At 42.6% G+C, this 19,573-nt stretch carries 21 protein-coding genes; 19 read left to right on the forward strand and 2 right to left on the reverse strand.

The genetic code is table 11. The features are described 5' to 3' along the window. Positions 1 to 92: 92 nt before the first annotated feature. Positions 93 to 4,286, reverse strand: coding sequence for a hypothetical protein (locus AC805_RS22165; protein WP_055077423.1), 4,194 nt, complete (start codon positions 4,284 to 4,286; stop codon positions 93 to 95). Positions 4,287 to 4,568: 282 nt separating this feature from the next. Between AC805_RS22165 and AC805_RS22170 the strand changes: the two genes are divergently transcribed. From AC805_RS22170 to AC805_RS22255, 19 genes are all read left to right on the forward strand, one after another. Then, positions 4,569 to 5,039 (forward strand): hypothetical protein, encoded by a 471-nt coding sequence (locus AC805_RS22170; protein ID WP_055077424.1) that lies wholly within the window; start codon positions 4,569 to 4,571, stop codon positions 5,037 to 5,039. A gap of 74 nt (positions 5,040 to 5,113) precedes the next feature. Beyond that, positions 5,114 to 5,281 (forward strand): hypothetical protein, encoded by a 168-nt coding sequence (locus tag AC805_RS25890; RefSeq protein WP_156341536.1) that lies wholly within the window; start codon positions 5,114 to 5,116, stop codon positions 5,279 to 5,281. A 59-nt stretch (positions 5,282 to 5,340) separates the two neighbouring features. Beyond that, positions 5,341 to 5,658 carry a hypothetical protein gene (locus tag AC805_RS22175; protein WP_055077425.1) on the forward strand — a complete coding sequence of 106 codons (318 nt, stop codon included), beginning with the start codon at positions 5,341 to 5,343 and terminating at the stop codon, positions 5,656 to 5,658. Next, complete coding sequence (locus tag AC805_RS22180; RefSeq protein ID WP_055075511.1) at positions 5,642 to 5,902, forward strand: hypothetical protein; 261 nt, start codon at positions 5,642 to 5,644, stop codon at positions 5,900 to 5,902. Before AC805_RS22175 ends, AC805_RS22180 begins: the two co-directional genes overlap by 17 nt. Before the next feature lie 127 nt (positions 5,903 to 6,029). Further along, entirely contained in the window at positions 6,030 to 7,070 is a 1,041-nt protein-coding gene (locus AC805_RS22185) for a DUF6744 family protein (RefSeq protein WP_055077426.1), read from the forward strand. A 63-nt stretch (positions 7,071 to 7,133) separates the two neighbouring features. Then, positions 7,134 to 8,351 carry an AAA family ATPase gene (locus tag AC805_RS22190; protein ID WP_055077427.1) on the forward strand — a complete coding sequence of 406 codons (1,218 nt, stop codon included), beginning with the start codon at positions 7,134 to 7,136 and terminating at the stop codon, positions 8,349 to 8,351. A gap of 63 nt (positions 8,352 to 8,414) precedes the next feature. Then, positions 8,415 to 9,872, forward strand: a complete 1,458-nt coding sequence (locus AC805_RS22195; protein WP_055077428.1) for a VWA domain-containing protein — start codon at positions 8,415 to 8,417, stop codon at positions 9,870 to 9,872. Between the two features lie 127 nt (positions 9,873 to 9,999). Further along, the gene (locus AC805_RS22200; protein ID WP_055077429.1) at positions 10,000 to 11,172 is read left to right on the forward strand and encodes an AAA family ATPase; all 1,173 of its coding nucleotides are present in this window, start codon (positions 10,000 to 10,002) and stop codon (positions 11,170 to 11,172) included. A gap of 98 nt (positions 11,173 to 11,270) precedes the next feature. Next, positions 11,271 to 11,657, forward strand: coding sequence for a hypothetical protein (locus AC805_RS22205; RefSeq protein ID WP_055077430.1), 387 nt, complete (start codon positions 11,271 to 11,273; stop codon positions 11,655 to 11,657). A gap of 113 nt (positions 11,658 to 11,770) precedes the next feature. Next, positions 11,771 to 12,178 (forward strand): single-stranded DNA-binding protein, encoded by a 408-nt coding sequence (locus tag AC805_RS22210; RefSeq protein WP_055077431.1) that lies wholly within the window; start codon positions 11,771 to 11,773, stop codon positions 12,176 to 12,178. A gap of 547 nt (positions 12,179 to 12,725) precedes the next feature. Then, entirely contained in the window at positions 12,726 to 14,267 is a 1,542-nt protein-coding gene (locus AC805_RS22215; protein WP_055077452.1) for a reverse transcriptase domain-containing protein, read from the forward strand. Between the two features lie 197 nt (positions 14,268 to 14,464). Next, positions 14,465 to 14,902 (forward strand): hypothetical protein, encoded by a 438-nt coding sequence (locus AC805_RS22220; protein WP_055077432.1) that lies wholly within the window; start codon positions 14,465 to 14,467, stop codon positions 14,900 to 14,902. A 128-nt stretch (positions 14,903 to 15,030) separates the two neighbouring features. After that, positions 15,031 to 15,342 (forward strand): hypothetical protein, encoded by a 312-nt coding sequence (locus tag AC805_RS22225; protein WP_055077433.1) that lies wholly within the window; start codon positions 15,031 to 15,033, stop codon positions 15,340 to 15,342. Next, entirely contained in the window at positions 15,339 to 15,551 is a 213-nt protein-coding gene (locus AC805_RS22230) for a hypothetical protein (RefSeq protein ID WP_055077434.1), read from the forward strand. The genes AC805_RS22225 and AC805_RS22230 overlap by 4 nt, the downstream gene beginning before the upstream one ends. After that, positions 15,548 to 15,799 carry a hypothetical protein gene (locus AC805_RS22235; RefSeq protein ID WP_055077435.1) on the forward strand — a complete coding sequence of 84 codons (252 nt, stop codon included), beginning with the start codon at positions 15,548 to 15,550 and terminating at the stop codon, positions 15,797 to 15,799. The genes AC805_RS22230 and AC805_RS22235 overlap by 4 nt, the downstream gene beginning before the upstream one ends. Before the next feature lies 1 nt (position 15,800). Then, positions 15,801 to 16,550 (forward strand): hypothetical protein, encoded by a 750-nt coding sequence (locus tag AC805_RS22240; protein ID WP_055077436.1) that lies wholly within the window; start codon positions 15,801 to 15,803, stop codon positions 16,548 to 16,550. Between the two features lie 10 nt (positions 16,551 to 16,560). Further along, positions 16,561 to 17,268, forward strand: a complete 708-nt coding sequence (locus AC805_RS22245; protein WP_055077437.1) for a hypothetical protein — start codon at positions 16,561 to 16,563, stop codon at positions 17,266 to 17,268. Beyond that, positions 17,220 to 17,987 (forward strand): Mov34/MPN/PAD-1 family protein, encoded by a 768-nt coding sequence (locus AC805_RS22250; protein WP_156341537.1) that lies wholly within the window; start codon positions 17,220 to 17,222, stop codon positions 17,985 to 17,987. The genes AC805_RS22245 and AC805_RS22250 overlap by 49 nt, the downstream gene beginning before the upstream one ends. After that, on the forward strand, positions 17,987 to 18,826 hold the full coding sequence (locus tag AC805_RS22255; protein WP_055077439.1) for a ThiF family adenylyltransferase: 840 nt from the start codon (positions 17,987 to 17,989) through the stop codon (positions 18,824 to 18,826). Before AC805_RS22250 ends, AC805_RS22255 begins: the two co-directional genes overlap by 1 nt. 72 nt (positions 18,827 to 18,898) lie before the next feature. Here the strand turns inward: AC805_RS22255 and AC805_RS22260 are convergent, their stop codons facing one another. Then, positions 18,899 to 19,555 (reverse strand): hypothetical protein, encoded by a 657-nt coding sequence (locus tag AC805_RS22260; protein ID WP_055077440.1) that lies wholly within the window; start codon positions 19,553 to 19,555, stop codon positions 18,899 to 18,901. Positions 19,556 to 19,573: the final 18 nt, after the last annotated feature.

Raw genomic sequence — 19,573 nt, forward strand, 5'->3', positions numbered from 1 at the left:
TGTTTAAGGCGTTTTGATTCTGTTTTATCCCTCTAATTCTGGGGTAGAGGACAAAAAATGAGTTTAACTGAGGATTTCGGTATAGGCACTTCTTAAACACACTCTAATACATCTGATACCCAAGACAAATACATGGAAAAAGCTAATTGCTGTCCATTATCTAATCGATTTGCCCAATCAGATATTTCTTCAAGATTCATCGATAATTGGAGCTTCTCATCTCTACTACAATCAGCCGATGGTAAAATTTGTTTGTGCATCTCTATCAATATCTTCATTGCTGTAACTAAATGGGTGCGTTTTTCTTGTTCAATAGGGGATAGCTCGCTAAAGCAACTTATAATCTCAGTTTCTACATTAGATATGGACTGAAAGGTTTCACTTAGAGGCGTGGCTAGTTGCTGAAGATACTGCTGAAGTATCTCATGTCCTAACTCGTCTAGTTCTGGCAATCTCTCAAAGTCTCGAATATGGGAAGCTAAGATTGATAGAGACGAAATAAGTCCCATTAGCGTTTGTGCAGTTTTTAGCCGAGAATGGCTCCATGTTGAAAGTCCTAGTTGAGAGAATGCATTCGATGGAATTACGACTGTTAGAAAATTCCACCGATTTAAATCATGATCAGGATCTACAGAGAATAAAAGCGATGAAAATCGCCAAGCTGTTCCATCCAGAGATTTACTTTTTATTAGTGGCACAATTACAATGTTTGACCATGTAAAATCAATTGCATATCGCCGTGACTCATTACTAGGAACTGAGATGATTGCCTTTTTTATTGCAATTACTACTGTTTCAATAGCACCATAGACTGCAAAGGCATTTTCACTATCAATTTTTATCCAAAGTGTGTGCTCATCTTCCCACTTTACATCTTCAGAAAAAACACTAATTTGGATATCATTCGATGAAATTGATCTTAATTCTTTGTTAATACTTTTTCTAATCTCTTTTACTTTCTCGCAGAAAATTTTTTGACAATCTTTTTTGGAGCTTAAAAATTTCTGATCGGGATGAAATGCAAAAAAATACCAGATGTTCCATACCTCTTTGAAGGTTTTTACTTCTAGAAGTTTCAAATGTCTCAAGCTGTCCTTATTTACAAACTGAAATAGGAGATTATCAAATTCATCTTGAAAATTAGTTAAACTCTTTAATACATCTCCTAAATTTACTGTAGATAGATGGGCTATCTGGCGTAAGTTTTTATTTACAAGTTTTGCTAATTCTTCAAGTCTGTGATAATCATTACTCTTATCTCTAATATGGGGATGAAAATTTAGAATCCATTCCGACTGCTCAAAAAAATTGGAACAATGACTGACATATTGACTAAAGACTTTGAGATAAGGCTGATATTTCTGGAGAACTAGGTTCTGAGATTCTTTTTTCTGAGTTCCTTTGACTTTAACATTCATATCAATACGCTCTGAGACAAAACCCCACTCATCAACAGCACAACTTGGTAGCAAGGGAGAACACAGTAAACTTTTTTTGCAACTATTCCATAAGGCTGATTTAATATCATCACCTAGAATTCTTATCTTTTTCTTTTGCCTAAAGTAATTTTCTAAGCCATTTCTAAGTTTCTGTAGTACCTGTATTATCTCTTGTCGTAACTCAACAACAATATTTGCATACTCTTCTAGTGTCTGAGTGCGAAGATCCCAGTCCCCCAAAGCCATAAAATTAGAATTGAGCGAAACTAAATCCTGTAATAAGAAATCAGAATGCAGAATGTCTTTTTCTGTCTCATCATGCAATTCAGCATTAATCCAAATCAAATGTCCATATCCTTTACTTCTATAGCGCTCACGATCTGGGAAAAAACGTCTGATTAGTTCCAATCGCTTCATTGATGCGCTCATAAAACTTTTTTGAATATCTTGTTGATCTATTTGAACTTCAGAAAATGTATCTAAACTAAATAAATCAACGATAAAGTGTATACGAATCTTTTGCCCATCATCTTCTAGTAAGACTGTTTGGGTTTCCTTTTTAAATCGTTTTATTAATCTTATGTAATTTGTATTCAGCCATGAATGATAATCTGCTTTATTTATATAGAATAAACCTAATGCTATATTTGCTAGAATTTCCAAAGATAAAGTATCAATAACAGAATTTAAATCCATTTGAGCCAGCCAATCAGAAATTGGCAAAGATATTTGCAAGTGTCCCACCCAGACAAGAACTTCTGCCATTTTTGTCCAATCCAGATCACTTTGAGGCGATATGGGTTGCTTATTTAGATGTAATAACCATTTAGAAACACGAGTAAATATTTGTTTTTTGTTTGTTTGACGACTTCGGAGAGAAGCTATGTGAGCAAGTCCATCTTCAGGCATCAAATGAGATAAGTCCGACACCCACTCATCAGCTATACCTGTTTTAGCATCTGCGATATCAAAGTCAAGTACTAGTGACCATCCATGATGAACTTTTTCATAAGCCTCCAAAATTAATTCCTTATTTGCTTCAACATATTCTTTGATGCCAAGCCAGATTAAAGCATTTATAACACCAGCGATCGCAGTCCATTGTCTAGGTTGATAATTATCGAGAACGGACAATAAAGGCTCTAATTCAAATCGATGACGTGAAAAAGCATAAAGTAAAAAACTACCCATATCTTGTTCAAAAATGAAAGTAAGGCAGGTGCTTGCACTATCCGCCCAAGGATAAAATGTTGGATCGGTCAGAATATCAGCCAAAATTGTTGAACGAATAGGATGTAAGCCTCCTACGATTGTTCCACCTTCACTGGTTCTCAATAAGTATTCTTCCTCTAGAAGTTCTAGTGTTCGTTGTGGTGAAGGTAACTGAAGAAAGCGTACTAGTTCTCTTAGCTTTAAACGCGCTTCAAAAGCAGAAGCTACCGAAACGAGTCTAAGGAGTTCAAGTTCCTTATCAGAACATTGACCAGATCGTACTTCATCTTGAATTCGCCTGATTTGTTGCTGTAATCGTTCTCGTAGAGAATCACCTTGAGTTACGAGATAAACAAATTCCATCAGTGGTCCACGGCCACCAAAACGATTCCAAGCATCCTCAAAATCGAGAAATCGATCTGGTGTCTCTACCTCAACTAAAAACTTGTAGATCTCTTCTGCCTCTACTCGATCAAATTTTAGCTCAACCTCCGCAAACTGAATTTCTGTACCAGATATGCTAGCTCTACGAAAGTCTTCTTCTCGAACTGTAACTAAGATTTGGATATTTTTGTGAGACGATAGCTGCTTAACAAGTTCGTCCCAACCTATATCGTTCGGTGAAACATCTAGGTATACCGATAGCGGTATACCAATTGCCTTTGCTTGTCCTGAAAGTGCAGTGGCAATGTTTACAGCCTGTTGACGGTTCTCAATAAGTCGAACTTGAAACCGCCATTGATCTGGGAAAAAATCATGCAAATACCGATACGCAATTGTTGTTTTTCCTTGACCAGAAGCCCCATGAACAATAACAACTTGCTTTTCCTTAAACTTTTGAGCAATCTCATTGAGTTTGCTAATGCGAGGTTTATCAACAGCCGCAAGAATATGATCGTACCGTGCTGAAATTCCACGATAGAAATCATTCGATAGTTTTTCTCTTGTTTGAGTATCTACATCTTTATTTTCAATTGGAATAATCGATCTAAACCACTCACTATGATAGGCATTTCGCTCAGAAATAAACCTTCCTACATCATTGATTCTTTGAATCACATCTTTTCGAGTGATCTTGCTTTTGTTTTCCGCACAGCGATATAGCCAAAAATTGAGCATATCGAAAGCAGGAATTGGATCGATTCCAGTACACAAATTTCCCAAAGTATTAAAAATTTCTTTTTCTAGCTCTGACTCCACCAACGAAACGATCTGTAAATGATCAATAAGTATTCGAGCTTTTGCTTCTGATAAAAAGCCTTTCTCAGATATTTTTCGCGTAACTGCTACTCTGTGGGAGCTATCTTCTCGCGTAGCTTGAAACAATTCAACCCCAATTTTTCCAAAACTAGCAATTCTAATGCTCATTTCAGGATAGTCACAGAGTAATTTGTCGGCTCTGTAGACAAAAGAATCAGCCTTCTCTGGAGAAAGCATTGAGAGAGTCAGATCAGTACCATAAGCTTTAACCTGAATAGTCTCCAGTAGATGATCGCTCATATCCCAAATAGCAAGATCTTCTGCACCTTCAGGTTGGAATATTAGATCCCCTCTCTCGTTAGGTTCAAGGACACGAGCAAGAGTGTAGAGAGTTTGGAGTCGATAACCACGATAGGCAGGTGTTGCATCAGACATATAAGAAAATTCTCATACATTGCTTTAATATATCTAGAGAGCAATGCTATTACAACAGTAACATTTTTCATTTTATAATTTTTTCTTGCTATGAAAGCTTTTCACTCAAGCTCTTTCGTAGTTATTTAATTTCAGGAAGTAAATTTGCTAAGCGTTAATATTTGAAAACTAGTCTTAAGGTTTTACGATAGACGGGGAAACTGATGGGGCAATGAGTAGATGTGTCAAAATTCCTTAGCAGGAGTTTTATTGAACATTAATTTGAGGAAAAGGATTGAAACAATGAGCTTGAAATACAATCTGTCAGATTTACCAACTGGAAGTGAATCAAGGCAGAGCCATGTAGAATTCATTCGCGTGAACCTAGAGCTACTGCTAGCAGTAGCATGGCATGGCTACGAAAGCGAGGGAAGAGGAGCGATCGTCATCGATGTCAGCAAATCCAAAGAATCGCAAATCGGCATCAGCCCCTATCAAAAATGGCTGAACTCCGAAAGCTATGGCTGCTACCTAAGCCAATCCACAGCAGAGCGCATCGCCACCGAATCAGGATACCCAAATCCATTTCAAAAGGAAGAGAAGAGGCAAATCAAAGAGTACAAGCCAGAAAATCAAGTCGTAGTCTGCTTTATCCGCACCGATGGCGGCTTTAGCTCCTATGTCATCGCCCATCCATTCCTGACCGCCAAACAAGCCTACGAAGCTAATAAAACTAGGCTTCAAGCCGAATTCGCCATAAATAAACCCGAATAACCCCAACCCCAATATTCAAAACCCAACAAGCCTCTCGATTTAGATCGAGAGGCTAATTTGTTATGGAGTCAAATATGACTATCCAAAGATACAAAAGCGTATTGTGTGGACTATTGCTATTAGCGATCGCCATCCATCCAGAGCAGCATCACGTAGAAGAAAAGCATCCCAAAATCGTCCATATCCAAACTCGTCGCCAGCGCAAATATTGGCGAAAGAAGCAGAAGAGTATCAGTGCGTAGAAGCGATTGGCTGTTAGCGATTAGCCAAAAGCTAACAGCTATTTTCGAGATCCAAAAATATGACAAATAGTTACCAATTCGGTGAATCTTTTAATCTCGCAAAGATTGAACCAGAAATCCAAAAAGCAAAAAAGCTAATCGCTTTTCTACAATCCAAACTCGGCAAGAGTATCAGAAAAAAGAAGACCTCTATCGATCTACAAATAGCTAAAAACCATTTGCAGATACTATTACGCGATTGTGAAATAGCAACAAACGTAAAGCCAATTATCAAGGAGCAAAGCTTGAATGAAAAATATCAAAGGCAACATCCATCAAATCAAAACCATGCTGAAGATTTGCAGCAAATATCATTGGGAATTGAAAAAGATTATTAGCTCTCGGAGCAAAGAAGGCTCTTACCTATTTGTAGGAGATATTCGAGCAGAATTCAAATGCCATCACGATCGACCAACTCACGCCAAATTTGACCCATCATTGACAATTCGCAGTGACGGTACGGTAGATCTCAACGAAAACCTGTTTAAAGATTCTCCCTATACACAAGAGATCAAGAAACTGCTAGAAGCAGCCCATGTGAGTACCGAACCAACCAGAAAACTAGGGTCGGGAATCAAGTAAACAGAAGTCAATCAGAGCCATCCCAAGCCCCAAAGCAATCGCTACCGAATTCACTACTACCAAACAATCGCCTAGCGGACTGCAAAAGGCGATCGCTCATCTATATCTAAATTAGAGGATAAAAGCCATGAACACAGCAGCGATGATCGCGACCCAGCAAGCATTGATCGACAAAGGAGCCGAATACTTAGGCGACCTAATCGCATGGTCAATCAGTGCCGAGACCAGACTAAGTGAAGCCACCTTGAAACGAGCCGCCGAGCAAGTCAACCTTGACTTCAGCTACCTTCCCGAAAGCCCCAACAAACTAAGCGCCTTCAAAAATGCCCGCACCAAAACTCAGACCCAACTGAGCAACCACAATCTCTTAATCCGTCAAATCTCCAATAACGGCGTATTAGTCTATGGATTCGTACTAGAAAACAAGAACGAGAAAGACAAAAAGCTGCGGTACAGCCAACTCGCCTCCTATAGCTTTGATAAAAGCAACGAGACGAGCAATTGGAACCGAGAAGACTGGAGCCATGAAAATGAATCCCTGATTGATATGGCAAGAACCACCTTCGACAAATGGTATGCATGGAGCCAAGAAATCACCAGCAAAGAAATCCGTGCCATGCTGACGGAGTTCGTCAAAAAAGCAGGAGTGCCATTTCGAGAACGAGGTGGCACATACTTTGTGGCAAGAAGCTATCGGTTAGAACTAACCGCCTTCCGTGAACTGCTACCCCTGATTCACAGAGAAAACAACATCCGATGGATGCCGATCGCAGGCATCGGCGATATGGACATCATTGCAAGGCAATCTCTGGAAAAAGAAGTGCAATCGATGTCCAGTTACCTAGACGAACTGCTAGACCCACAGAAAGTATCAGAGACAAAAGGCAGCACCCTGAAAAACCAACTCAAAGTATATCGGGAAGTAGAAGACAAAACCAAAATGCTATCCGAGCTATTGCAATTTCGCTCCGATGCACTGACCGACAAACTTGCCAAACTGCGCCAACGTTGTCTGAATGTACTGGACGAAATCGCGACCACTACAGCAGTTGAAATTTCAGAAGAGCAGCCCAAACAAGTAGAAGAAATCATTTCTGAACTAGTAGAAACCAACCTAGCAGAAATAGAAGAAGTTACCGAAGACAACCTATTCGATCTCGGCTTCTAGCGAAGGATCGCGGGAGTAGCCAACGCGCTACTCCCCATCACAAAAGATAAGAGGAACTCAACAATGATCGCAACCGAAATCGCCCAGACAAATGGACATATCACAGCATTGACCGTAACCCAAAAATCATCATTAGCAAAATTGCAACAACTGCGAGAAGAATTGAAAAGCGTGTACCTAGACCGCAGCGAAGCGATCGACCTAATCTTGGTAGGACTGCTATCGAAAATGCACGTTTTCCTAGGAGGCAAACCAGGCACAGGCAAAACCGAACTCGCGAAAGCCGTTTCTGATGCAATCACAGGAACCACCTTCTTTCATTACCTGATGACCAAAACCACCGTCGCCGAAGAAGTCTTAGGAGCGCCCGACCTCGCCGAACTGCAAAAAGGCAAATTCGTGCGCGACACCGAAGCCATGTTACCCGAAGCGCACCTAGCGCTCATGGACGAAATCGGCAAAGCAAATAGCATTGTCCGCAACTCCGCATTAGGACTGATGAACGAGCGAGAATTCCTCAACGGTAAAACCAAACTGCAATCACCATTAATCACCATGATTGGCTGTTCCAACGAACTCCTAAATGGAGAAGAAGACGGAGCATTCTGGGATCGGCTGAGCCTGAGATATATGGTCGATCATCTAGGCGATGAAGACCTGAGAACCTTACTGCTCCGAAAGACTAGCAACATTACAACTCCTCAAATCACCACCATGCTGAGCCTAGCAGAACTAGAGCAAATGCAAACCGCTGTGAAAAACGTGACATTCCCCGCCCCAGTCATCGACTCCCTGATCGACCTACAACGGGAACTGAAGAAAGAAAACTTCATCGTCAGTACCAGAAAATACGTGCAGATTGTCACCATTCTTAAAGCCTATGCCTATTTGCAAGAAGAACCCGAAGTCAGCGAAGACAGCTTTGAAATTCTCAACCATGTGATCTGGAATCATCCTAGAGAACAAGCGCTGATCAGAAAAATCGTCGCCAAAGTTGGCAACCCCGTGAATATCCAAGCCCAAGAAATCCTCGCCGCCATCACCGAAAAGCTATCAGACTTGGGCAACTGTCCAGTTTATGGCACCAAGAAACAGCAAGACGATTGGGCAACTGAAGGCTCTGGAGTATTGTCCGATATGCGAAACATGATCGACAGACTGCAAAACTTGATTGCTCAGCACCCGAACAGGGCAAAGAAAGCCCAACAAGCGATCGCCGAAATCGAAGCCAAGAAGAAACCATTACTAGCGAAAGTCAGTGAAATCATGTACGGCGCATAGAAACAATCAACAGAGAGCAGATTACCTGCTCTCTCATCTTTTTCAACTTAATAGAGAATCAAAATGCAAGAACCCTTAGTGTATGTGATCCCGAAATGGACAGAGTTATGTGTAGATGACTTCAAAGAAAAATCATCCAGACTGAGCGAAGTGATTGAAGAAGGCGAAAGCAAAGTCTACAACTTTGAAACCTTTGTCAGCGAAACCTATCATCGCCTGTACGATCGCCAACCCAACCGACTTGAAGACAGCGCCATCAAACCAGAGAACAAAATCTGGATCGCCATACATCAACAGATGAGCGAACTAGAAGTATTTCAGCAATTTAGCAACCGACTGAATGGCGATGAATTTCTCTCAGGTATTGGCGCAACCGCCCTATGTATCGCGATTGTCGAAATGCTGCCCGAACCAACCGAACCACTAGAAGACCCAGAAGTAATCAGAAATCAGCTTCGGGGTATTTTTGAAGCATTGCAAGGACAAACACCCAATGCTGGGCTAATGCAAAAGATTCAACAGTTAAAACAAAAAGGACTAGAAGCGCGACTAGCAAGTGAAGCTTATGCTGATTCCATTAGCAATGCCGCAATCGAAACCGCACTGCTAATTGGCATAGCCAAAGCCGAAGCAGAAATGCAAGCGATCGCCGAAAGTCTATCAGCCTATAGCGGCAGCAGCAATTACAGCAACGAAACCCAACTCAAAATCGCCGATAAAATCCATCTCGCCCAGCGCCTTCAAGCATCGCCAAAACTGCAAGCGATCGCTGAACTCGCAGGCAAGAAAATCGCGATCGCTGCCAAGATGCAACGCAGCAAAGTCAAAGAAGGACGAACCGAAATCATCGGCGTAACCACAGGCAACGACCTAACCCGACTACTGCCTTGCGAGCTAGTCAAGCTTACCGAACCCGCACTATTCCCCATATTCGCCAAAGGCTATATTGAGCGATCGCTCCTGCAACGAGAGCTAATCAGCCGCGAACCTTTAGCCAGAGGTCCAATCATCATTTGTCTAGATTCCAGTGGATCAATGCAAGGTCAAGCAGAAATCTGGAGCAAAGCGATCGCCCTAGCCCTATTAAGTATCGCTGTGAGTCAAAAGCGCCATTGCCGCATCCTACACTTCACAGACATCGTGGAGCGGATCGATGACTTTGCAGGCGAAATCCCCGATACCAATCGTGTGATTGACTGCATCGAAAAGTTCTACAACGGAGGCAGCACTAGTTTTACAGCCGCCCTAACGGGAGCATTAGTATCGATCCAACAGCACGAACAAACCAAGAAAGCCGATGTGGTATTAATCACCGACGGACTAGACAACCCATCATCTAGATTCATGGAGCAATGGCAAATAGACAGAAAAAAGTATGAATTTAGCTGCTATGGCATCCTGATTACCAGTGGCAACCTTGGCAACTACGAAAGCACGATCAACAAGCTGTGCGATCGCTATGTGGAAATAGACGACCTCACAGATGACAGTGAAGTATCCGACTGTTTATACAGCATCTAAAAAACATTTGCAGCCAGAGATAGGCGGCGCGATGCGCCACCTATCTCTGGCTTTTCCTCTAGCGAGGTTCGCAAGGAAAAATTCCAAGTATTTATCAAACCCACTTACTCAACAAGGAGCAATATCTATGACCTACTCATTTCAGCAAGCAACGAAAGAAAACATCAAACTCCGCATGGCACTGTATGGCCCCCCAGGCTGTGGCAAAACCTACACCGCTCTGCAACTAGCAACAATACTGGGCAAAAAGATTGGACTGATTGACACTGAATATGGCTCTAGCCGTAAATATGCCAACCTGTTTAACTTTAAAGTGCTAGAACTAACCAAATTTGGGCCAAGCCAATATTACAACGCTATTGAAAGTGCCGAAGAATCAGGATTTGATTACCTAATCATCGACTCGTTATCCCATGCTTGGTATGCCGAACTAGATGCAGTAGGTAGTGACGTGAGGAACTGGGCAAGAGTACGTCCAATCGAACGGCAACTATGGGATAAAATCATCAGTTCCAGTTGCCACATCATTGCCACAATGAGATCCAAAATCGAGTACGACTACAACACAGTCGAAGTTGGCGGCAAGCAGAAAATCACCAGTGTCCGCAAGATTGGCACAGCCCCAATCCAAAAAGAAGGCAGCGAATTTGAACTAGACATCTGTGGCTTACTAGATGACCAAAATACACTGACGATCTCCAAAAGCAGATGTCCTGAAATCAGCAACGGTATTTTTCCAAAACCAGGAAAGAAGTTTGCAGAAATGATTCAAACATGGCTCAGTGATGACACCCCAGCGCCCAGCCATACTTTTGTCCCAGTGATCAATGTCCCTGTTAATCCCGTTGTCCAGCAACCACAGGTACAACCAGAACTAGCAGCAATCGCCAGTCGTAATGGTCATACAGCCGAACTTGCCAGCACTAATGGGCATCTAGCCACAGCCGTAGAGACAAAACCAACCATTAATACACAGCCCAACTCCAGTAAAACCGATAATCCAGCCAAAGCCGCCTTCAAAGCATTATTAGCCATCACCCAGCAACCAATCAGCAAAGTGATTGAGACTAGCATTGATCTCTATGGAGCTGATCCAAGTGGCACAAAGCCCAAATTCAACAGTGAAAACATGACCGCCGATCAAATCAAAGATGTCTGTGAAGCACTGATGAAGGAATGGTTAGGACTAAAAGGATATACATCCGAACTAGCCCAAAATCTGATTGAGATATCGACTTCGCGCTATCCAAGTCAATATGCAGAAATTGCCAAAGACATCGCCAGTCAACTGGAATTCTAGCAAGAGCCAGTTTAATTAACAATAAGCAACAAAATCGATGATTACCTCACAATCATTGGTTTTGTTGTAGGTATTGCTAAAAACAACCCAAGAAGAATATGTACAACCACATCTCAACCAGAGCCGATGTCAAGGTGGGAGAGCACTTTGTGGTATGGCACATCGGCGGCGAACCCGAAACCAGTATACGCGAAGTCACCAAAGTTGGCTTTGGCTCAACCGATTCCGCCTTTTCACTAGAAGGGATATCAGGTCGTTTCCACTTCGACTACTCACTGGGCAGAATCAGACATGACCTTGAACTCCAGATCGAAATTTATGTTTTATTCGATTCAATGGAACAACTTAGGCTAGAACAACGCCGCCGCAAATTGGCGTACCACATTAGGCAAGTCGCTAAGAAGCTCTATGGCTTGCCCACATTGCCCTATAGCACTCGCCAACTTGAAGCGATCGCCAAAGCATTAGAATTGAAGATATGCTAATCAAAAAAATGGCTAGTGCAGCCTATCCTTACCTGTTCAGTCTCAAGATTTTTTGAAGATACGCTATCGCGTAGAAGTCCATGACCTGATTCCTAAATAGAAGGAAAAAACTCATGTGTAATTCTACTAATCTCGTAGTCCTCTCTGGTTATGTCGGTAACGTATCCGAATTGCGTCAAACCAAAACCAGTGGCAAAGACGTACTAGACTTCAGCCTCGCCGTACAGCCCAAACCTCGCCGCGACAAAGAGGGTAATTGGCTCGACCAAGAACCGCTTTGGGTAAAAGTAGTCTGCTGGAATGGAACTGCGGAATATGCCGAAGAGCGAGCAGAATCTGGACGCTTTGTCGAAGTTACAGGAGTTCTGACTCAGCCTGAAGAATACAAGTCCAAGAAAGACAAGAAGCATCATGCGCGGACAGTGATTCATGCCCAATCTCTGAACTTCATTGATGTTGTGAGAAAGTCTGCCGAAGACGAAGAGTATGAAGAATCACCCATTTACGATGATGACTTCTAGTGCGATTCGTTTCATACAAATATCAGTATAAAAGCTGAAAATAAACATGAAAGCTAGGTCTATAAGGAGACCTAGCTTAACTATTCAAGTGATGAAGGTGCAAGTCCCTCCGTCTAAACTCAAGACTGAATCCTTATCTGCCCACACTGAGTAAACTCGATTTTTACAGGGTGAAGCTGGGAACAGGGCGCAATCAGACATCCGTTGCAGATGACACTGGCGCTAATAGGGAGTTTCTAAGATGAAACAGAGCCTAGAAAAGCAACCTACGTCGAGGCAGACGCAACATAATGTCTGACCACGCCAGAGATATAGTATCCCGCCGCTAAATTAGAAGTTAAACGGCATGAGTAAGGGGTTCTGGCGGTTGAATTGGCTACATCTAAGGGAACAAACAATCACATGGATGGAACGAATAAAAACGAATCTAAGGTCTGTAAGTTGTCGAACTTATGGTAGACCAGACGAGAGGATTAATCCCTTAGATTTGGGTAGGATGCGGCGTAATTGCTGCAAGGTATTCAGAATACACAAACTAGAGAAGATCATGGTTAGACACGATATTAATATCAGTGAACTATGGAAAGACATACCTTGGAAGAAATTTCGGGTTAACCTTTTCAGGCTACAAAAGCGCGTGTATAAAGCGGTACAAGTTGGAGACATGAGGAAAAGTCGGTCAATCCAGAAACTTATTTTAAAATCTCAATCGGCTAGATTACTAGCGATTCGACAAGTTACGCAGTTAAACACTGGCAAGAAGACGGCAGGTATAGACGGTAAAGCATCGCTTAACTTTAAAGAGAGATTTACCTTAGCTGAGAAATTAGCCAAAGAATATGCCAACTGGAAGCATCAAGGCTTGCGAGAAATTCCCATCCCAAAAAAAGACGGGACAACTCGGATGCTAAAAGTGCCTACAATCGCGGATAGAGCATGGCAATGCCTAGCAAAATATGCACTCGAACCAGCACACGAAGCGACTTTCCATGCAAGAAGTTACGGATTTAGAACAGGACGTTCGGCACAAGATGCCCAGAAAATCCTATTTAATAGTCTAAACAGTCGTTGCAATGGAATAAATAAAAGGGTAATCGAACTCGATATTGAAAAATGCTTCGACAGGATTAACCACTCCTCAATCATGGAAAACTTAATAGCACCCACAGGGCTTAAGCTTGGAATCTTCCGATGCCTTAAAGCGGGTGTAAATGTAGGTTTTCCAGACCAAGGAACGCCACAAGGCGGAGTAGTTAGCCCACTGCTAGCCAACATAGCACTCAATGGGATAGAGGATATCCATAGCTATAAAGATACAAACGGAATAGCTACCCCATCTGTAAGATACGCAGATGACATGGTCATAATCCTACGCCCAAAAGACGATGATGTAAAAATACTTGCGAGAATCAACGAATTTTTAGCCGAAAGAGGCATGAAGGTTAGTGAAAAGAAGACGAAGATTACCGCAACGAAAGATGGTTTTGATTTCCTCGGCTGGCACTTCAAAGTCCAGAAAAACGGAAAATTTAGATGCACACCCTCAGTGGACAACTTCAAAGGTTTCCGTAAGAAAGTAAAAACCATTGTCAACAACTCGAACTATGGCGCAACAGTAAAAGCGATGAAACTAGCCCCTGTTGTTAGAGGTTGGAGAAATTACCATAAGAACTGCAAGATGGATGGGGCTAGGCATTCGCTCTACTTCATCCGAAAACGAGCTTTCATGGTTTTTAACAAGGAAACTAGACAAAATCGCCATAGCAGTAAATTTTTACTGAATAAGGCATTCCCTTCTGTTCCCTACTCCGAAAACAAACATATCAATGTTAAAGGTAATAAATCACCATACGACGGCGATATGGTCTACTGGAGCGCACGTAATAGCAATCTCTACGACAATACAACTTCTAAAGCTCTTAAAAAGCAAAACCATTCATGTCAATCCTGCGGATTAAAATTTGTAGGCGATGAAAAAATCCATCTGCACCACGTAGATGGAAATCATAATAATTGGAAGCAAAATAACCTCGTAGCAATACATGAGAGTTGCCACGATTATCATCACATGAGCCAAAGCGCAAGCTAAGAATATCGGGAGCTGGATACACGGAAACGGGTACGTCCAGATCTAACTGAGAGGGGCGGGGCATAATAGCCCCCCTCGACTCAACCGTTGAAAAAGCAGAGAGCAATATTGATAGATATCTATCAATATTGCTCTCTGCTTTTTTTAGTCGCTATCGCTCAAGGCTCTTGCCCAGCTAAGAAAAAGAGAAAGTAACTATGATTTACACTCACAAAGGCTATCAATGCTTGCTATCGACTCGAAACACCAATCAAGGAACTGAATGGGTAGCTCAAGCCAAGAAATATTCGATCAGCATTGAGCAGAAAGTATTTGCCCAATGGCTTGGGACAAAATTGATTACTAGTTTTGACAAGGAACAGACTAAACAACACTTTGTTGAGATAGTAGAATTATTCTTGCAAGAACATGTGGATATATTTCCACTGTATCCACGACCAGAACTACCCGACGCGACCATCGAAGCAATTCTGGATGAGCGAGTGTACCTGACTGTAAGCAATAGCGGTAGATATCACACCGCCAAGTTTCGAGTGTTTACAGAAGAACGTCTGCGAGTATTCCCAGCACGTATCCCGATTCCAGTTGGCATCAAGTCTAACGCGAAGCCAAGGTACAGACAACTTGCCGCCTGATCGAGCAAACTAACAGCAAAATCCTCAACTATGAGGATTTTGCTGTTTTTTAATTCAATTAATGCTTATTAAAAGCGGCTAGCGCCAGTGCTAACGAAGATAGCCATAATTTCATTAGTAAAAAAGCCATGACCAACCCAGCGATTGATCTAGACAAAGACCGACTAAAGCTGTGCATTGAAATATTGCCAGAAGCCGACTCAACCGAGAGAATGGTCATAATATCCATTTGCCGAGAGCAGGGGATGCCTCTAATTCGGACGATAAGTTTGAATGAACTAGCACCAATCCCATTACCTTTAGCCGAGGTAATCCAAGCCTATGCCGCCAGTGAGTTAGCAAATCAAATCCCGACCATTGAAGAAGAAAACCTAGAACCAATCGCCATTACCAAGAGATATTTAGTATCCTCAAAACCAGAACAGATGACCTTACTATGAGCGAAACAGCAATGAACTATAGCATCAAGATTGAAGGACAGACGATTCCCGTACCACCTGAAATCGGTAGTAGTGATGAACAAATTAGGGCAACTCTCAGCCTGTATTTTGAAGGCATCAAGAACTCGAAAATCGAAAGAACCGTGCAAGCCAACGGCGATATTCTCGTTGATGTCTGCAAACTCGCAGGCACAAAAGGTGCAGTATGAGCGAGACAGCGATCTCCAGTTTGATGAACGCACCTGAAGAAATCAACCCCTTGCTAGAAATACTCTGGGAGATCGAGCAGTACCAAAAGCAAGGACAGCAGTTAATCGAGCTAAATGAAATCGGACTAGAAGACCTTACAGAAGCAACAGCAAAATCGCAAGAACATAGCCTTTCCATCCAAAGGACATTAGACAACCTGAAAAAAGCCAACCCGATCGCCGCACCGATGACAATCCGAGGATTCTGAGATGGACAAAACCAAATTCGAGTGGTTAGCAGCACGCACCGCCGACAAAGCCGTGGAGTACATCGAAGCAATCCAGCAACGAGAGACGATGCTACAACTGTATCAACATTACTATCCAGACGAATATCAACAATCCAAGGCGAGTATTCAAGTTGCTAGCCTTGAAACCTATAGTGAGAAAGAGATAGAATTTCTGACCTTATTAGATGAGCAATTCTTCCCATTACCCCTGTTGCTAGCAGAATCAGAACGGATCTCCTACATCCCCGTAGAGCCACTTGGCACTTCATGGTATTACGATAACTTTGAAGAATTAGGCGCAACCGAGAAATTCTTGATGAGCCTAATTCATGGATTGGATAACGACCCATGGAATGACCTAGAGGAAGAACTAGGACAAGACTTACCCCCTGCGGTGAGTTACATCAATTACCAAAAACTAAGCCAAGCCGTTAAAAAGGTAAGAGGAAAAATTACTCTGTTACCCACAGCTATAGATATGCTCACCCAATCCACAGGCAATCTATGGCTGGACATCTCCTATGAAAATGACATCATAGACGCTCATTGGACAGTAGAGGTCATAGACACCTTGAGAGAATACTATGCAGAAGCCCAAACAATCATGCAAAAGTATCGAGAATTTATCGAATGGCTAGATCAAGATACCGCTAACTGTATCAAAGTGGTCAAGCTCTGGAACCGATGTAAAGAACCAAATCCCGAAACCCACCACTATCTAGCAGCATGAGGAAAAAGAAATGCTAACCCTAGACCCACTGCAAGATGCCCTGAAGCCCGATGGCTATCCATTAATCGAAGCAGAGGCAAAACTTCTATTTCTGAAAGGAGGACATTACTGCTTTCAATATCGACAGGGAGAAAAAGAAACCTATAAATTTCTATCCCCTGACACAGTAAGAGCCGCCTTTCAACACGAACGCATCGACACAGGCTGGATACCTGACGGCGTAAAACGCATGGGGATCTGCCGTCAAGGACAATGGTATGTAAAGTTTATACCACCCGCAAAATCGACATTCACTTTCACCAACATAGATAGCAGTGGAGAGCCAATCTCCCTAACCATTCCCATGATGGGAATAGTATTTATGCTGTGCGGTGACACTTGCTATATCTGGGCAACCAAGCGAAAAACCTTTGCCGCCGAAGCGCCCATTTACCATGTTCCATTACCAAATATCTATGGAGATGGCAGGATCTGTATGGGAGTTGAGAATAACCTCAGCAACTATGCAGAAGGGATCGAGCGACTATCCAAAGCATGGGAGATGTTCGTGACAGCACCATTCAACAATCATCTCGTGAACGGCAAATCCAATACCCATCCAGAAGACATCCGCGAAAAACTGATCCAATTGCAGAAATCCAACCGCTACCCCATCAACGATCTCGTCCAATGTGGCAGTTCCGTGCAGGTAGCGATCAACATGGTAATCAACCGATGAAATTACTAGAACATGTTCAGAAGCACGTAGCTACAACAAATCCCGCTGTGCAAAAACACGTAGCAACCTCGAATTTTGTATTGCCAGCCGCGCACAATCCCCCCCTAATTCAACACATCATCGCCACAAATCCAAGCCTACCTGAAATTGCCCCAACCTCAATGTATGAGTATGTCTATGGCAGTAATGGCACATTTGTGAGAGCCAAGAGACAAGGATTAGAAGCGATCGCTCCCGTGTCCTATTACAAAACCAAAGGACTAAGAGCAATATCCGCATTCGTGCAAATGACCTACCCCGCAGTCCCCCTATTTCTGGTGGAGCAAATGCTCGAAGCCTCACGCATTGCCTGTGATGCCAACAATCAACCAGTAGAGATTGTATTCCATCTATATTTTGACAATGGAAATTGGCAGCTCGCGATTCCAGATCAAGAGCAAACAGCTACATCCTGTAAGCCATTGGACAATAGTGCGAACAGCACCTACAGCAAAGCGATCATCGAAATCCATTCCCACCATGGCATGAGAGCCTACTTCTCAGAAACAGACAACCGTGATGAGACAGGCTTTCGGATCTATGGAGTAATTGGTGAAATCTTCTCCAACCCACAGATTAGAATGCGAGTAGGAATTTACGGACATTTCTACGAAACCGCAACCACAGGGATCTTGGAGTTACCAGCGCAATTAACTGATTGCTTAGTGGAGGATTGGTAATGTCACATCTATCAATACCCTTTGTCGAAGCCGTCCCCATCCTGCTCCCAGCCTATGAAAAACTAGACCTAATTCTCATCGGCTGCGGTGGCACAGGCGGATGGTTAGCCGTGAACTTGCCACGCATCGCCTATTTACAAAAACAGGTCGGGAAAAAGGTATCAGTTACATTTATCGATCCAGATCGGGTAGAAGCAACCAATATTCCGCGCCAAAACTTTATTCCCAGCGACCTTGGATTACCCAAAGCATCCGTTCTCGCGGCAAGATACGGACTTCAATGGGGCATTGAAATCAGCGCCATTACCTCATCCTTTAGAGCAGAAATGGCAATATCCCGATGGAAACACCTGACAATTTGTATTGGAGCCGTGGACAATCCCGAAGCTAGAGCAGAAATAGCCAAAGTTTTAGAAAATGGAAAAACAACATTCTGGTTAGACTGTGGCAATCACTACGAATCTGGGCAAGTACTCCTCGGCTCTAGAGATACAGTGGAAAGTATGAAAGGAGCCTTTCATGTCCCCACATTTTGTACGGCTCTGCCATCACCAGTCCTACAACATCCAGATTTACTGGTGAAGCAAGAGTCAATGCAGCAAGTACTATCCTGTGAAGAATCAGCGATCGCCAATGCTCAGTCGATGTCGATCAATCACCGCATAGCCGATGAAGCATTAGATATGCTACTACGCTTACTAAGCGGAACCCTGACCCGTTTTGCTACCTATGTAAATTGCAAACATGGCAATGCATGGTCTAGATTCAACACCCCTGAAGAAGTAGCAGCATTGATTGGCAAGCCAAAACAATACATGAAAGCTAAGCCTCAACAATAAAACAAGCAGTCCGAGCTAATCCGATAAAAAAGAGCAGCGCGGACTGCTTATCTCTTTCCTGATCGAGCTAATCTAGTCGAAACAAGGAATTTCATCTAACCAAGGAATACTGCATAGCTTCAGAACAACATCAGCACTAGCATATTGCACGATTACATCCCAGTTCTCGCAAGCAATGATGCGATGGCGGTTGGATTTGAAACTTAGAGGAGGTCTGATAACTCTTACTGATACAGGAATTCGTTTTTTACGAGCCGCCACAATCACTTGACTAGTGCAGGGGAAGCAAATATCACAAAGGATGGGATAGTGAGGATCTAAACAGAGAAAATCAATAATTTCGATCACAATATCCTGACTGATACTAACGATTAAAGAATCTTCATCAGCGAATAAATCCCGTACAAGATTAGCTGAACGAGGAGCAACCCCACCCAGAAGTTGAATATTGTTAAACTTACCGACTTCGCTAATAGCAGTAGCGACGAAAGCTTGAGCATCAGCGCGATGTTTCTTGATAAACTGAGCCGTGACATTGATATCGATAGGCTTAGAAAGCTGAGAGTCAAGAAAGGTAGTAAAAGGTTTGAGTTGCATCTGCTTAATTGCCAACCGATCTTGATGATACTTATAAAAAATTCGCGGAAAATGTTCACGCAGAAAATCAAATCGTTGCTCTTTTTGAGCAACGAAAATATCGGTCAATGTACCCATATAGGACTCCGTCATAAAATTTCTAAACAAGGA

It is taken from the genome of Pseudanabaena sp. 'Roaring Creek' (assembly GCF_001402795.1).
Lineage (GTDB): Bacteria > Cyanobacteriota > Cyanobacteriia > Pseudanabaenales > Pseudanabaenaceae > Pseudanabaena.